This is a genomic window from Neobacillus sp. GCM10023253, assembly GCF_042653105.1.
GTDB lineage: Bacteria > Bacillota > Bacilli > Bacillales > Cytobacillaceae > Neobacillus > Neobacillus citreus.
In genome coordinates, this window is the sequence record NZ_JBHSHV010000016.1 from 37,795 (window position 1) to 54,141 (window position 16,347).

The 16,347-nt window shown below is 40.9% G+C and carries 15 protein-coding genes; 10 read left to right on the forward strand and 5 right to left on the reverse strand.

Annotation, left to right across the window (positions count from 1 at the left end):
• The first annotated feature begins 1 nt into the window (after position 1).
• From ACFPA1_RS20190 to ACFPA1_RS20225, 8 genes are all read left to right on the forward strand, one after another.
• Positions 2 to 739, forward strand: a complete 738-nt coding sequence (locus tag ACFPA1_RS20190; protein ID WP_378585012.1) for a hypothetical protein — start codon at positions 2 to 4, stop codon at positions 737 to 739.
• Positions 740 to 830: 91 nt separating this feature from the next.
• Positions 831 to 2,372 (forward strand): NAD(P)H-hydrate dehydratase, encoded by a 1,542-nt coding sequence (locus ACFPA1_RS20195; RefSeq protein WP_378585014.1) that lies wholly within the window; start codon positions 831 to 833, stop codon positions 2,370 to 2,372.
• A gap of 198 nt (positions 2,373 to 2,570) precedes the next feature.
• Positions 2,571 to 4,133, forward strand: coding sequence for an ATP-binding protein (locus ACFPA1_RS20200; protein WP_378585015.1), 1,563 nt, complete (start codon positions 2,571 to 2,573; stop codon positions 4,131 to 4,133).
• A gap of 208 nt (positions 4,134 to 4,341) precedes the next feature.
• Positions 4,342 to 4,992 (forward strand): GntR family transcriptional regulator, encoded by a 651-nt coding sequence (locus tag ACFPA1_RS20205; protein ID WP_213146662.1) that lies wholly within the window; start codon positions 4,342 to 4,344, stop codon positions 4,990 to 4,992.
• Between the two features lie 34 nt (positions 4,993 to 5,026).
• Positions 5,027 to 5,929 (forward strand): NAD(P)-dependent oxidoreductase, encoded by a 903-nt coding sequence (locus ACFPA1_RS20210; RefSeq protein ID WP_378585016.1) that lies wholly within the window; start codon positions 5,027 to 5,029, stop codon positions 5,927 to 5,929.
• 91 nt (positions 5,930 to 6,020) lie between these two features.
• Entirely contained in the window at positions 6,021 to 6,815 is a 795-nt protein-coding gene (locus tag ACFPA1_RS20215; protein ID WP_378585017.1) for an N-acyl homoserine lactonase family protein, read from the forward strand.
• A gap of 59 nt (positions 6,816 to 6,874) precedes the next feature.
• On the forward strand, positions 6,875 to 7,255 hold the full coding sequence (pcaC, locus tag ACFPA1_RS20220; protein ID WP_378585018.1) for a 4-carboxymuconolactone decarboxylase: 381 nt from the start codon (positions 6,875 to 6,877) through the stop codon (positions 7,253 to 7,255).
• 241 nt (positions 7,256 to 7,496) lie between these two features.
• The gene (locus tag ACFPA1_RS20225) at positions 7,497 to 7,826 is read left to right on the forward strand and encodes a nitrous oxide-stimulated promoter family protein (protein WP_213146666.1); all 330 of its coding nucleotides are present in this window, start codon (positions 7,497 to 7,499) and stop codon (positions 7,824 to 7,826) included.
• A 65-nt stretch (positions 7,827 to 7,891) separates the two neighbouring features.
• Here ACFPA1_RS20225 and ACFPA1_RS20230 read toward each other — a convergent pair whose 3' ends face one another.
• From ACFPA1_RS20230 to ACFPA1_RS20240, 3 genes are all read right to left on the reverse strand, one after another.
• A complete protein-coding gene (locus ACFPA1_RS20230; protein WP_378585020.1) occupies positions 7,892 to 9,307 on the reverse strand; it encodes a peptide MFS transporter in 1,416 nt (471 codons plus the stop codon).
• A gap of 271 nt (positions 9,308 to 9,578) precedes the next feature.
• Positions 9,579 to 11,069 (reverse strand): peptide MFS transporter, encoded by a 1,491-nt coding sequence (locus tag ACFPA1_RS20235; protein ID WP_213146668.1) that lies wholly within the window; start codon positions 11,067 to 11,069, stop codon positions 9,579 to 9,581.
• A gap of 226 nt (positions 11,070 to 11,295) precedes the next feature.
• Positions 11,296 to 12,366, reverse strand: a complete 1,071-nt coding sequence (locus ACFPA1_RS20240) for a GIY-YIG nuclease family protein (protein ID WP_378585022.1) — start codon at positions 12,364 to 12,366, stop codon at positions 11,296 to 11,298.
• 155 nt (positions 12,367 to 12,521) lie between these two features.
• On the opposite strand from ACFPA1_RS20240, the gene ACFPA1_RS20245 reads away from it, so the two are divergent.
• Entirely contained in the window at positions 12,522 to 14,351 is a 1,830-nt protein-coding gene (locus ACFPA1_RS20245) for a glycosyl hydrolase family 18 protein (RefSeq protein WP_378585024.1), read from the forward strand.
• Between the two features lie 45 nt (positions 14,352 to 14,396).
• Here ACFPA1_RS20245 and ACFPA1_RS20250 read toward each other — a convergent pair whose 3' ends face one another.
• Together ACFPA1_RS20250 and ACFPA1_RS20255 are read right to left on the reverse strand one after the other, a co-directional pair.
• Positions 14,397 to 14,759, reverse strand: a complete 363-nt coding sequence (locus ACFPA1_RS20250; RefSeq protein ID WP_213146671.1) for a DoxX family protein — start codon at positions 14,757 to 14,759, stop codon at positions 14,397 to 14,399.
• Positions 14,760 to 14,878: 119 nt separating this feature from the next.
• Positions 14,879 to 15,181, reverse strand: a complete 303-nt coding sequence (locus ACFPA1_RS20255; protein ID WP_213146672.1) for an EthD family reductase — start codon at positions 15,179 to 15,181, stop codon at positions 14,879 to 14,881.
• A gap of 188 nt (positions 15,182 to 15,369) precedes the next feature.
• Between ACFPA1_RS20255 and ACFPA1_RS20260 the strand changes: the two genes are divergently transcribed.
• A complete protein-coding gene (locus tag ACFPA1_RS20260) occupies positions 15,370 to 16,137 on the forward strand; it encodes a MerR family transcriptional regulator (protein WP_378585026.1) in 768 nt (255 codons plus the stop codon).
• Positions 16,138 to 16,347: the final 210 nt, after the last annotated feature.

A 16,347-nucleotide genomic window follows, 5' to 3' on the forward strand; every position in this document is an offset into this window, starting at 1 on the left:
CATGGGAAAAAAGATGATGATTTTCGGAATAGTAATTCTGCTCTTGTCCGCGGTAACAGTATATTGGTTTTATTATTCCAAGCCGGATCGATTTTTAACGAATCAGCAATTGGTTGAGGAAATAAATCATGTTTTTCCCGAAGTGGCAGCTGACACCATTCAAGATATAATCCACGTGGATGAACGTCATAAAGTTATCCCGTTCGTAACAAAGGATAACCGTTATGGATTAAGCTATTGGGCATGGAAAAATCATCAATGGAAGGCTGTATATATTGATAATGCCGGGGAGCCTAAGGTTTGGAGGGTTAACCAAAAGAATCCATCAACTTACACGATTGTCTGGAACATCCACCCAGATGATGCGGTTAGCTATATGAAGTTTTATTTAAAGAAAGACAGGAATTATCTAATAAGGGACGGGATAGAGACTTATTATCCGGGCATTCTGCTAGAAAAAACGGTGCCTCTTGACGGTAAATCCTATGGTGTTTTAAGGATGCCCGCCGAATGGAGCTCCGTTATCGATTCTTTTGATGAATTAAACAAGGCAAAGCAGCTGAATTTTTTTCAAGATGTATTTCCTGCAAGGGACTTGTTTTTTGGCTGGACGCCCTATAAAAGTTCTGGGGAGGAAGCGGCCATCAAGGCCACTGCGAACGGAAATTCCTTTCATAGTGGAGAAGAATTGATTGATTTTATTATGTATGTAAATGAATCAGATCTAAAATCTGAATAATTTCCAAAAGAGTCCAACAACCTTGGGCTCTTTTTTGGAGGAAAAGATGTAAAATGAAACTAGATATATTCGATGAGGAGGTTGGTTTGACATGTTTGCGGCGGGGCAAAGGGACATGCAGCGGATGGATCAGTATACGATGGAAAGGATTGGTTTACCTGGTGTGGTCCTAATGGAAAATGCCGGGGCAAGAGTAGTAGAGGAAATTATAGCGGACTTCCCTTGCCCAAATCCACGGGTCCTCGTTCTTGCTGGCGGCGGGAATAACGGCGGCGACGGTTTTGTTATTGCCCGCAAGCTGATTGATGCGGGAGTCAGGACTCTTGTTTGTCTGCTCGTCGATCCTGACCGTTTAAAGGGAGATGCAAAAGTCCACTTTGATGTGTATATGAATCGCGGGCTGCCTGTCTATTACCTTCAAGAACATTCACTTAAGGGTTTAAAAAATGAATTGAACACGGCGGATGTGGTTGTCGATGCCATTTTGGGGACTGGGGTAAATGGCCCTGTCAGGGAACCCTTCAGCAATGTGATTTCCATGGTCAACGAACATACTGGAAAGAAATTGATCTTGTCTGTTGATATCCCTTCAGGTGTCAGCAGCGATACCGGGAAGGTTGTAGGTGAAGCAATTAAGGCTGATAAGACGATAACATTTGTTTTTCCGAAAAAAGGCTTCTTTTTACAGGACGGACCAAAATATATCGGTGACTGGAAGGCGGTTGATATTTCTGTACCGCCCTCGGCCGCGGCAGATTTAGGACTGGACATGCCACGGGTGATAACAGGGCCTCTTGTGCGGGAGGTGCTGCCAAAACGGCCAAGGCATGGTCATAAAGGGACATTCGGTCATGCCCTGATAGTCGGCGGCTCACGCCCATATGTAGGCGCCCCGATATTCTCAGCGAAGGCAGCCTTACATTCCGGTGCAGGTCTGGTAACGCTGGCCGTTCCGGAAGGGATTTATCCGATGGCGGCGGCGCAAAATCCGGAATCATTATTTTTGCCTTTATCTGATGAGCATGGTCATTTTGCTGCCAGGGCAGTTCATGAAATTATTCCGCAGCTTCAGCAGTTTGACTGTGTAGCCATTGGTCCCGGGATGGGCCGGTTTACTGGCGGAGAGGAGTGGCTCAAATTACTAATTGGGTCAATGAACGGTCAGGTTTTGATCATTGATGCGGGTGGCCTTTATTTCATACGAAGCTTGATGGACTTGGTCCGCCAGTATAAGGGACCTGTCGTTTTCACTCCACATCCAGGTGAAATGGCAAGGCTAGTCAATAAGTCTGTCAAAGAGGTGGAGGAAAACCGCATCGATATTGCCCGGGAATATGCGAAGGAAAGCCATGTTTTTTTGCTTTTGAAGGGCCACCGGTCCATTATTGTCTCACCGGATGGACAGGTCTATATAAACCCGCTTGGTCATGACGCCCTCGGAAAAGGAGGCAGCGGGGACGTTCTTACTGGTCTGATTGCCTCATTTCTTGCCCAAGGTGCCGAACCCTTACACGCCATGATAGCCGCAAGTTACCTTCATGCAAGGGCCGGACAAGAAAAAGCAAAAGTTCTCTCTCATTATGGGGTCATGCCCCTTGACATCATAGAAGGAATAAAAGAACAACTAAAATAATGAGTCTTTCTTCCTAAAATTGCTTTTAGTTTTTAGGTGGTAGTACAACTTATTTACTATATAAAATGGAAAAGAATGCATATTTCTGAGTATTTACCTTGTTTGTTTTTTTAGTAAACTAATATTTAGATAGTAGAAATATCCAATTATGAAAATAAGTCCTTTTGTTCCTTGTTGTAGGAAAGGAGATATATGAAAATGTACATCGAAGAAAAGGATAACAAAGAGAGCGGAATGACAAATCATTTAAGCCAGCTGGCATCGATTGGCCAAATTGCTGCAGGAATTGCCCATGAAGTGCGAAATCCATTAACAGCGGTCAAAGGGTTTTTACAGCTTTTGCAGCAGGATCAAAAAAATGAATACCTAGAAATTGCTCATTCCGAATTGGATAACGCCCTGAAAACTTTAAATAATCTCCTTCAGGTTTCTAAGCCCGATCTGGAGGACGAAGAATTCCAAACTATTTATTTGTCAGTCGAATTGGAATCCATCATTAACCTATTCCAGGACAAGATGTATGAGATTACCATCCAAACTGATTTTCAAGATACTGGTGCTGCTATTTACGGCAGGAAAAATCAATTTAAAAAGGCTTTCTTTAATTTAATTAAAAATGCAATTGAAGCGATTGATGGGGAAGGCGCCATTACTCTAAAACATTACACAAAGAATAATGAAGTCATTGTGACGATTCAAGATACAGGAGTTGGCATTCCCGAGGAGAAGCTTTCACTATTAGGCACGCCCTTTTTTACGACCAAAGATCAGGGGACAGGGATGGGACTTGCTCAGGTGTTCTCAGTCATTTATCAGCATGGCGGCATGATTTTGGTTGACAGCAAGAAAAATCAAGGAACTAATTTTACGATTAGGCTACCTCAGCAGCAGCAAAAAACACAACGGGGTGTGAGAAAATTGAATGTTATGTTTGACGATAAATATTCAATAAAAGAATACTTTTTGGAAAATCAAAAATTATTTGAGGACCGTTTGCTGGCTGAGGCGACGAATGTAAGTGACAAAATTGATGATATACATAATGTCGGAATTAATTTACTTAACAATGCCCATAAGTTAGTTCTATATGTCGTTGAAGGTCGGGAACATGAACTAATCTCATTTGCCAAGCAGGAGGGGATGGCTTGGGCAAAGCATTCCTTGACCCTTGCGTTTAAGTTGGAATGGATTCAGGCGATTCGCCGAACACTTTGGGATTTTCTCTATAACTTTGATGCTTTCAATAAATTGGAGACTGATAGAATTACATTCTTTTCATTGGAAAAAAGTATAAATGAATTAATTGATCAGTTCCTGACACACTTTTTTATCACGTATACGAAATATAAGGATGAATTGCTGGAGAACCAAAGAAAGCTTGTCGAAAACCTATCTGTTCCAATTATTCCAATTAATAAAGAGATTTGCATTTTGCCCTTAATTGGAACACTTGATGATCTGCGTATTTCAACGATTCAGGATAAAGTGCTGACTGAAATTGAGTATCGGCAAATTCAAACGTTAATTATCGACCTTTCAGGTGTGGCCTCGATGGAAAAAGAAGCCGCACGGAACTTTGTCCAAATCATCCAAGGCTTTTCGATGATGGGCTGTAAAACGATTCTCACCGGTATGCGGGCGGAAATTGTCAAAAGCCTTATTAGCTCGGGAGTCGATATCAGTCATAAGGTAGAGTTTAAAGGAACGCTGCAATTAGCCTTGAACGATATTGTTTTTCACAAGGATTTGCAAGAGGTATAAAGTTATCTAAAAAAGTACTCGGAGGAGTACTTTTTTATGTGCGCTTGGTAGGGCACAAATAAAGAGGATGCTTCCATGGGTAAATGCAATTATATATTTTATGAATATTATAAAAATTGACTATTGACCGAATTATCTGCTAAATGGCATAATGATTACATACTAAATTGTCGACAATGTTGTATGCTTGATTTGATCGGGAGGAAATATGGAAACGAATGCAAAGAAGACAATCGCTATTAAGATTGCTGAAGAAATTACTGCCAGAATAGGAAAGCGAATTCTACACCCGGGTGAACATCTGGTCGAGGCTGCTATAGCAGAGGAATTTAAGACAAGCCGTTCACCGGTTCGCGAGGCCCTCCTTATGCTAGAACGGGATCGGCTGGTGCAGAGAGTTCCCCATCAAGGGGTAGTAGTAAGAAGATTTACGAGAACAGATATTTATGAATTGTATGATGTTATTTACCGACTTGAAGAAATTGCGATGGAAAAAGCAATCGTCAAAATTGATCAAGATGGCATTGATAAACTTGAAAACGTTATCAAAATGCAGGAGCGAGCAGTTAAGGACTATGATCTTGAGCTTTACTATGAATTAAATGAAGAATTCCACCATTTAATTTTTTCCATCGCTAACAATAAGGTTTTAAGTGAAATGTATTTATCCTTAAGGCGATCTGCTCGTCCTTTTAGAATGCTATCAATGGCTCAAGGTTCCAACTTAACCTCTTCTTTAAATGAACATAGGGAACAGGTAAAGGCTTTAATAGAAAAAGACGTTAGTGCAGGAAAACGAGCGATATATGAACAGGAGATTCGTTCGCTTCGGTCACTGGAAATATTATTTCCAGAGTAGAGTGAAGCACAATAAAATGAAGGGATGAGAGCTTATGAAGATAGGTTTTATCGGAATAGGGAAAATGGGAAGGTGGATGTCCGAAAATCTGTTGGATGCCGGCTACTGCCTTACTGTTTATGATACAAACGTTGAGGCAATGAAACCTCTGCAAGAAAAGGGGGCCATCGTTGCAACTTCTATTCTTGAATTAGGAAAACAAAATGACATTGTGATCACGATGCTGCCAAATTCCAGCGTCGTAGAAGCTATTTTAGCTGGAACAGACGGGTTATTTCACTCCATGAAGAGTGGCGGGATTATCATTGATATGAGCAGTTCCTATGTATTCAGCACAAGAAAGCTGGCAGAGGAAGCGAAAAACTTCGGTTTAACCTTAATTGATGCACCGGTATCTGGAGGCGTCAAAGGAGCCAAGGCTGGAACTCTTACTATTATGGTCGGAGCCGAGGAGAAGGATTATTCGAAGGTGCAGCCAATTTTAGAATGTCTAGGCAAAGCAATAAATCTAGTCGGACAGACCGGAGCAGGGCATGCACTCAAGGCGGTTAACAACTACCTGTCTGCCGCATCCCTTTATGCTTCCTGTGAAGCAATGATCCTGCTTAGTAAGCTTGGCATCGATTTGAATGTGGCGCTGGATACAATCAATACAAGTTCAGGACAAAGCTTCTCTACCCATTATAAGTTACCGACCTTTATCCTGTCGGAAACCTATAACTCAGGGTTCTCTTTAGATTTATTACTAAAAGACGTAGGCATGGTCAATAACATCGCCAAGGACACAAAAGTACCAGTTCTTCTCGCTTCTTTAATCGAGCAAGTCTATGAAGGCGCTGCAAGAATGGGAGAACCTGATCAGGACCATACGGAAATTATTAAGTTTTTAGAAAAGATTTCGAATGAACGCTTGCACAAAAAGGAGGTAGTTTCATAAGCACGTCACCCGAAAAAGTGAGAGGTTGTACGCATCAGGGTCAGTCAGCTTCACAATCTGTCGATAAAATGCTGATGGGAAGGAGGTTCTAATGACAATGAATGAAGCGCCTAAGTATGAGGTTTATGCGATCAAATACGCGACCCGTGACGCTACGTGCAGCAGCTATTTCCACGGCCCTGCCGATCCGCATGAAGATTTCTCCATGACCATGGATTATTTCATCTGGCTTATAAAATCGGATCAGCATGCCATTGTCGTGGATACAGGATTCAATGAAGAGGAAGCAAAAAAAAGAAATCGTACGTTTCTGCGCTGCCCGATCAGCCTCCTGCCGGAGTTTGGCGTCGAAGTTGACTCAGTTTCGCAGGTGGTGATTACCCACGTGCATTACGATCATTTGGGTAATGCGGATAAAATCCGGAATGGCCAATTTATCGTTCAGGAAGCAGAGATGGCCTTTTGGACAGGCAAATATGCGTCCAGAAAAGAATTTCTGCACCATGTAAGACCGGATGATGTGGTTCATTTGGTACAGGAAAATTTTAAAGGCCGGGTCAAGTTTGTCAATGGAAGCAAGGAAATCCTGCCGGGAATCTCTGTACATAAAACGGGTGGGCATTCCGAGGGGCTGCAGGTGGTTGAGGTACCGACGGAAAAAGGAAAAGTCATTCTTGCTTCGGATGTGAGCCATTTTTATAAAAACATCCAAGAAGACCGGCCGAGTTCAATCGTCGCCAACCTTGCCCAGATGTATGATGCATTTGACTTTGTCAACGACCTGGCCGAGTCTCCGGACCTGATCATCCCAGGCCATGATCCTGCTGTAATGGAAAAGTTCCCGGCAGTGGAAGGGCTAGAAGGTATAGCAGTAAGAATCGCTTAACGCTTTAATTCCATGCATTGCATGAAAAACATTAATAAAAATAGATAGGAGAAATGATCATGAATAAAGAGTTATTTGAAAAAGGACTAGAAATTAGAAGAAGTGTATTAGGTGCTGAATATGTAGATGGATCCATTCAGAATGCGGATGATTTTAATATGCCAATGCAAGAATTGGTGACACAATACTGCTGGGGAGAAGTGTGGGGCAGACCGGGACTTGATAGAAAAACGAGAAGCATTATTAACCTTGCGATGATTACGGCGCTCAATCGCCCGCATGAACTGAAGCTGCATGTTAGGGGAGCAATCAATAATGGCCTAACTAAGGATGAGATTAAAGAGGTATTCTTGCAGACGGCTATCTACTGTGGTGTTCCTGCAGCAATTGACAGCTTCAGAACAGCAAAAGAAGTATTTGCGGCGGTGGAAAAGGAATAGGGTTCATACTCAAAAGATCGGAATTGTCCGGTCTTTTTTTCATGAATTCTAGTGACAAAAAGTACTCCAAATGAGTGATTTTTTGTCATTTTAGGTAAGGTGGCCAAAATGGATTGGCCACTTTTCTATTGCTTCTAAATGTGCGGAAATTGTAAATAGTATTCCATCTATTTAATAGATTCCATGATATGTTAAAGGTAAGAGATAAGGATTTATAATCTAAAAGTAGGAGGTTTTTAACATGGGAGCGCGTTTAATAGAACCAAACACTGGTCCAGTTATCCAAAAGGAAAAAGAAATCGTCAAGCAAATGATTGAGATTTATTGCCGCCGCAAGCATAAACATCCCAATGGTTTGTGCAATGAATGTCAGGAGTTGAAAAACTACTGTATGTTAAGGCTCTCCTTCTGCCGTTTTGGTGAGGAGAAATCATCCTGCTCCCATTGTAAAGTTCACTGTTATAAACCATCCTACCGACAAAAAATCAAAGCCGTCATGCGCTACTCCGGCCCGTGGATGCTGTTGTATCACCCTATTTATGGAGTAAAACATTTGATTAATAAAAAATAAAAAAGGACGAAGGCTTTATCTGATAGCCTTCGTTCTTTTTTAATCAGTAGCGCAGCGTTAAAAGCTTATGCAGCTTGCTTCGCTTCTTTTGTTTCATCTTCACCTAGCATTTTCACAAGCTTTTTGGAAAGTGTGAGGAGAATCAGACCAAGGACAATTACAGCGATACCAATGACAGAGAATACTTCAAAGTAACCCATTGTTTCAGTAAAGGCACCTAATTGGCCGGCAAGAAGGTTTGCCACAAAAGAGCTGGCCATCCAAACTGCCATTAATAAAGAGGCGAATTTCACAGGTGCATACTTACTTACAAAGGATAGCCCAACTGGCGATAAGAACAGCTCACCAATTGTATGGAGTAGATACGTGAAAACGATAAAGAGAATGTTGGCTTTAGTTGTAATATGGTTATCATCACTGCCTGTTTGCATGATGGCAAATAATAAGACAATAAAGCCTGCACCTAAAAGAATCATGCCAAATGCCATTTTCGTAGGCACTGGTAAATCTCCCCGTTTGCTGTTTGAAAGTTTTACCCATAACATTGAAACAACAGGTGCTAAAAGAATGATAAATAACGGGTTAACAGATTGGAACCATGAGGTTGGAATCTCCCAGCCAAAAAGGGTGCGGTCTACGAACTTATCTGTATAGATACTTAATGCGCCGCCAGCCTGTTCGAATCCAGCCCAGAAAAAGACAACAAAAGCAGCTAAAATGAAAATCACGATTGTTCTGTTTTTTTCTACCTTCGTCATTTTTTGATTTTGTGTAGTGCCAGAATTTGAAGCCTGTGGTTTTCCAACTGGCTTTTTGCCAATTTCGCCTAAGAAACGGTTGCCTAAAGCGTTAAATAGAATTTGGCCTATAATCATTCCGATTGCAGATGCAAGGAATCCATATTTATATCCATATTCAATTACGCCATGTACATGTACCGCAAACCACTTATCAGTAATAAAACCAATGATTAATGGAGCGAAGAATGCACCTGTGTTAATGCCCATATAGAAGATCGTAAACGCAGCATCGCGGCGTTTGTCTTTAGCGTCATAAAGCTCTCCAACAATAGTAGAGATATTCGGTTTGAAGAAGCCGTTACCAATTATTAATAATCCTAGACCAATATAAACGGCAGTGAAACTTTGATTAGAGAACAATACGATGTTACCAAGGGCCATTGTAATACCGCCAATCGTAACAGCAAGCCTCTGGCCTAAAAACCTGTCAGATAAATAGCCGCCAATTAACGGTGTGAAATAAACTGCACCGGTAAAAAATCCGTATAACATTAGGGCGGTGCTTTCTTTCATTCCTAATCCGCCGCTGACTAATGATTTAGTCAGATAAAGAACAAGAATAGCTCTCATGCCGTAATAACTAAAACGTTCCCACATTTCTGTCATAAATAAGAGGTATAGTCCAGGGGGGTGCTTCTTTGATTGCTTGGAATTCAGTTGACGATCCATTGTAGCATCCATATAATTTCCTCCGTTGATATATTATTATTTTAATATAATTATCTTAATTTAATAATAATTAAAACGTCAATAAAATATATGAAAAAAGCAAAATTAGAAAGATTGCCAATTAAGTATATATTGCAATAAAAGTTGTGGAACTAAGTGCTTATCGGTTTTCTATTTTGAAGATTGGAATTCTTATTACATGTTAACCAACAATTACTATTTTAATAAAACATAGAAAATTAAAAAAGGTGTCTGCACCATTAGGGCAGACTCCTTTTTATCGTTAACGAATTCCTTTCATAAATCCCTGAATTTTCGGAGCAAGCATTAGAAGGATGAAACCTAATACTAATGAAGCTCCTCCAACCGTACCAAAGTAGACCATTTCTGTTTCCGGAGTGTAGAATTTTACGATTTGCGCATTGATGGCCTGGGCTGCAGCACTAGATAGGAACCACAAGCTCATTGTTTGTGCAGAAAACGCAGCAGGAGCTAACTTCGTTGTTGCCGATAATCCAACTGGTGATAAGCACAATTCACCAAGTACGCAAATTAAATAGCTAAGCACCAACCATAATGGGTTTACCAAAGAATCAGTTCCGCCAAAGTAAGCAGGAAGCAAGATTACGATGAATGATAAACCAGAGAACAATAATGCTAATGAAAACTTCTGTGGAATATTCGGTTCTCTTTTTCCGAGCTTCACCCAAAGCCATGCAAAAACAGGAGCTAATATAATAACGAATAATGGATTTAAGGATTGGAACCATGCAGGAGAAATATGAAGTCCTGCAAAATCAAGCTGGGTACGTTTGTCCGCATAGTTTGCTAAAATCGTTGAACCCTGTTCTTGAATCGCCCAGAACATAACAGACGCGATAAATAACGGAATATAAGCGATTAATCGAGAGCGTTCCACCGATGTTGTTTTTTTGCTTCGGTACATGACAATAAAGTACATAGTAGGAATTAAGATACCCAAAATACCAATTAGGTTAACAAATGTTTCAAATGTTAAATAGCCATTAGGAATCGCAATGGCGCAAATTACGGCAATCACGACAATGCCTAATCCAATATAAGTAAAGACTTTTTTCCTTTCAGCAGGTGACAGCGGGTTTGCTACTGTAGTACCTGCCAGTCCAAGATTTTTCTTCTTTGTCAGTACAAACATTACTAATCCTACGAACATACCAACTGCGGCGATACCAAATCCTAAATGGAAGCTTACACCCATTAGGGATCCAACGATTAATGGTGCAATAAAGCCCCCAAGGTTAATCCCCATATAGAAAATACTGAAACCTGCATCACGACGATTGTCGTTCTCTGCATACAGGTCACCGACCACGGTGGAAACATTCGGTTTTAGTAATCCAGTTCCAAGTACGATTAATACCATGGAGACGAAGAATAACGCTATGCTTCCGGGAATGGCAAGTGCAATATGACCAAACATGATCAAAATACCGCCATAAAACACTGCTTTTGATGTACCGAAAATCCGGTCCGCCAGCCAGCCGCCAATGATACCAGACATATAAACAAGCGATCCATAAATGGACATGATAGACAATGCTAGTGTCTGGTCCATGCCAAGACCGCCCTTGGAAACTTCATAGTACATATAGTATACAAGAATTGCTCTCATTCCATAATAAGAAAAGCGTTCCCAAAACTCTGTGAAGAACAGTGTGAATAAGCCTTTAGGGTGACCGAAAAAACCCTTCTGAGGTACACTGTCCACAATTTTCTGTTTATTTATGTTTGACATAAATCTACCTCCTTTTATTATTTTATAATACTTTTATAGTTTAGAATCGTCAAAAATATTTTTCTGGATTGTATTTACAAACTGTTTAAAAACATTGATTTTATCGTGTTTTTAGGAATTGCTTAATCAAAAAGAAAGTGTTTTTAAAATAGTTATTATTTTCAAATAAATAATATCCTTACCCTTGTCAGGTAATTTATCCATAATAAAAAAGCCCTCGAGATTTCTAGGGCTTTGATAGCAATTTTAGAATGGCATCATCCATGAGAGTGTGATCCTGCGTGGTAAGCCAAGCATCAGGAATTAGGACGTACCTGCCATGATTACCGGTTAAATAGTTATAAATAATTTGCGCTTCATCAAGGTCTTCTTTGTGGACAATAAGGGGAGTTTCATCCCTGGCACCTTTGAAAAAGGTCAAGATATTCGACTTTACCGTTGCATCGACATCCGTTCCCTCCAGCAAATACTTCTCAGAAAACAACACCCTGTTACCTTTGATTAAAAAGAGTTTAAAAGTGCCGTCATCCAAAAATTCAATCGTGACGATATTTTGATTGGCCTCCGCAAAATCAATGACATCCTCTTTATAATGAAGAAAACTGATTGCCTCCAAATACCCTTTATACTTTGCGGCCAGTTCAAAATCCAATTGCTCCGCAGCAGCAGCCATTTTTTCCTCCATTTCCGCAAATGGGCTTAAGTCATTTCCTTTGGTCAAAGCAATAATGCGGTTTAAAATCTTATCATATTTTTCTCTCGAGACTTTCCCAATGCACAAACCGATGCAGAGACCAAGAGAATGATTCAAACAGGGAGAACTTCCTGAGGAACGGCTGCTGCAGCTAATTTTAAAAAATTCCTTGATCCCCTGGACCGCTTTTTCCACTGCAAATTTACTGATAAACGGTCCGAAATAAAGATTTCCGTCATTTTCAATGTAAACATTCGTTACTTCAAGTGAGGGATAACGCTCGTCCATTTTCACAACGATATAGGAATAGTTCTGCGGGTTTTTCATCTTCCAGTTGAAAAAAGGTTTGATTTCTTTGATTAACTGGCATTCCAGCAGAAAAGCTTCAAACTCTGTGTCGGTCAGGATGTAGTCAAAATCCTTTAAGGTAGAAACAAGTTTTTGCGTTTTTTTGGAATGAGTCTTGGAATGCTGGAAATAGGACCGAACGCGATTCTTCAGATTTTTGGCTTTTCCTACATAGATGATTTGGCCGGCAGAATCCTTCATCAGATAAACCCCGGGTGTGAGGGGGAGATTTTTTACCTTTTCTTTTAAATCCATGTTTTTTCCCTTCCCAAATTTTCATTTCTATTATTTTATCATAGGTTGTTATTGGCGAATTATGACTAATATTTCCTGTATATTACGAATGTTTCTTTATATTAAAATGAAATCAAGACTTTACTATTTTAATAGAGAGGAAGGAAATCAGGGGGATGAAATGGAATAAACAGGCGTCTATTTTTGCAGTTATTCTTTTATTATTAGCTAGCTTTTTTACAAATTTAGGGATTGCGGAGGCCGCCAAACCAGACCGCACAGCGCCAACAGCGCCAACCAACCTGCGTGCCGCCAATGTTACAGATTCAACAGTGTCGCTTGCTTGGAATAGTTCCACAGATAACGTTGGGGTTGCCGGTTATGATGTTTACCAGGATAGTAGATACATAGGAAATACCGCGGCAGTGCAATTCGTTGTGAAGAGTCTTAATCCGAGTACTTCGTACAGCTTTTATGTCAAAGCGCGTGACGTTAAAGGCAATGTTTCTGCTGCAAGTAATACCTTAAAGGTGACGACGGCAGCAACTACTGTTGTCGATCAGCCGCCGGTGGTAAGTGACATCCAGGTTTCTCCGATTGCAGCAGATGGCAAAACCATCAGCGGAATTGTCACCTTGTCAGTCAATGCAAGCGATGACAAGGGAGTCAGCAAGGTAGAGTTCTACAGCAGCAATGGCGGGTACCTAATCAAAACGGCCACTGCCGCGCCTTATACGGCTAATTGGGCGACTGACCCATGGGTGCCGGATGGCGAGCAAATTCTGAAAGTGATCGTTTACGATACAGCAAACCAAGTTGCCCAGGTTTCGAGGACTGTTCTTGTCCAAAATACGGTGACACCAGCGCCAATGCCGGGTTCATTTAAAAAGGTCGGCTATTACGCGGGCTGGTCTACCTATTCTAATTTTCAGGTTTCTAACATTGATGCTTCAAAGCTAACCCATCTAAATTACGCATTTGCTAAAATTTCTACTGATGGAAAAATTGCCCTTGGAGATTCTTTTGCTGATGTGGAAAAGGCATTTCCGGGAGATACGGCTTACCAGCCTTACAAAGGGAATTTCTATCAATTAACGAAGTTAAAAGCTCAGTACCCACAGCTTAAAACCTTGATCTCAGTGGGCGGCTGGACATGGTCGGAAAAGTTTTCGGATGTCGCGCTGACCGAGGAATCGCGGACTATTTTTGCTAATAGCTGTTTAGAGTTTATTTTAAAATACGGCTTTGATGGAGTAGACTTAGACTGGGAATATCCGGTCGCTGGAGGAGAAAGCGATAATATCAATCGCCCAGAGGATAAGCAGAACTTTACGCTTTTATTGAAAAAAATTCGTGAAACGTTTGCTGCCCAAAGCGCTAAAGATGGAAAGCAATACCTGTTGACAATTGCCGGCGGCGCCGGTGAAGGTTTTGCCAACAATACGGAGTTAAACCTGCTGCAGGAATATGTCGATTATATTCAGTTAATGACCTATGACATACATGGTGAATGGGATACATTGACAGGGCTGAATGCTCCATTATACCGCGATCCTGTGTCGAAATTTTATTCCGAATGGAGCGTTCAGGATGCGGTGCAAACCTATTTAAATAAGGGTGTGCCAGCTAATAAGATTGTTATGGGTGTTCCTTTTTACGGAAGAATCTATAATCAAGTTACAAATGCAAATTACGGATTGTATCAGACTTTTACTGGCGGAGGAAAAGCGCTTAGTTACGCAGATATCGTCACAAACTACCTGAACAAGAGTGGGTTTATCCGCTATTGGGAACCAGATTCCAAAGTGCCGTGGCTGTTTAATGGCTCGCAATTTATCAGCTATGATGATGAAGAATCAATGGGTTACAAGACTACTTTTATTAAATCAATGGGTTACAAGACTACTTTTATTAAATCAATGGGCTTAGGCGGAGCGATGATGTGGGAGTTAAGCCAAGACCCAAATCGTGTATTGTTGACGAAGGTTTATAATGATTTGCAATAGATAGGAAAAAACACAGGTCCGCTGTCGGGCCTGTGTTTTTGATCTTTACGGATTTCGTTTGTATAAAGCGATTAATAGAACTAACATGACGATGTCTAAGCGGGCGTTAAAAGCGAATTGCAAAAGCCCTGTGTTAATTGTAGGCAGCTTCGTTAATAAAATAGCGGCTATCATAATTGCGATTAAGGGGATGACGGCATTTTTTACAGCTTTACCCGCTAGGATTAAAGCCCCGCAGCCTATTTCTAGAAGGATGACAAGCTTCAACATGAGCTGAGGATATGGCAGGCCCAGGCTCAAAAAATAGTTTGCTAAATCAGTGTTAAGCAGTTTCATTAAACCCGAGATGATAAACACGTATGCGACTGAATAGCGCAGTAGATTCATAGTTGAAAATGAAGTATGCATTTTTGTCCGCCCCCTTTGTAATACATATGCAATAATGGGGACAAACCATGACAGATAGTTTCTCTGGAATGAAAAAACAGCAGGCACTGGTGCCTGCTGCTTGCTAATATCCCTATTAATTAATCCACGATTAAAACAACTGGGGGCTTATTCAGAAATTGCATCATATTGGCCACGTCTGCCTGGACTTCACGGCCCTCAGGGGATGCTAATGACTGAGCTAGAATGGCTGGGTTTTCAAAATGAAGTTCTGCAAGAAGGTATTGGTTATCGCTCGTATTTTGCTTTTGCAAAACGCGGTGAACCTCCGCACCTGTGATATTAGGCAGTTTTTCTGCTAAAGGAATATGAACATTGAAATAATAGTTTTCGAAACCTTCTTGATCCTTCGGTTGATCATAAATAACAACTAATTTAGCCATCTTTGCTTTCCCCTTTCAACCTCTAAAAATAGTACAATCACCCTCTCATTATAAAGGGAGAAAGAACCAATTATTATTAAAACTGCTCGACAATTTGTGCAAAGAAATTTTTAAAAAATATAGGCATACTAGTGATTGACATTGACGTTGCGTTAAGGTGTATCGTTGTTGGTGAGGAGGTGAGAGGAATGGAATATACGGTGCAAAAGCTTGCGAGTTTGGCAGGGATTAGCACCCGGACGCTAAGGTATTATGATGAAATAGGGATTCTTAAGCCGGCACGAATCAATTCATCAGGCTACCGAATATACGGGCAGGCAGAAGTGGATCGGCTTCAGCAAATTCTGTTTTACCGGGAGTTAGGTGTTAGTCTCGACCAAATCATGGAGATTGTAACGGACCCTTCCTTCGATGGTGCCGCAGCACTCATGGAACATCGCCAAAAGCTCCTCGAAAAGCGGGAACAATTAGACTTGTTAATCGCGAATGTTGAAAAGACAATCGCGATGACAGAAGGGAGATTCAAGATGTCTAATAAAGAAAAATTCGAAGGCTTCAAGAAGAAAATGATAGATGAAAATGAGAAAAAATATGGAAAGGAAGTTCGCGCCCAGTATGGCGATGATGTGGTCAATCAATCGAATGCCAAGGTCATGAAGATGACCGAGGAGCAGTATCAAGAGGTCACCGCGTTAGGCGAGGAAATTAAAACCACCTTAGCGGAGGCTATGAAAACTGGCAATCCGGCAGGAGAGTTGGCACAGAAAGCAGCAGACCTCCATAAGCGCTGGCTCACCTATTACTGGAAGGAATACAGTAAAGAAGCCCATGCGGGATTGGCGCAAATGTACGTCGACGATGAAAGATTCAAAGCCTACTATGATAAAGACCAGCCGGGAACGGCCGAGTTTCTAAGAGATGCTATTCAAATATATACTGGTATAAAAAATAACTAACCATTGAGGTCAGGCCAACACTGCGTAATATAAGAGAACGCAAGGGCCTGGCCTCTTTACGTTAACGGATTAAATTGCCATTTTCTGCGTTTTTTGCCACTTTAACGCTTTAAAGTATTATCCCTATTTTTTCCTCATTTAAAAAATTTTCCCCCAAATGACATTTTTAGATAGCGCTTACAGGGTGATTTATGTCATAATAATTTTAAA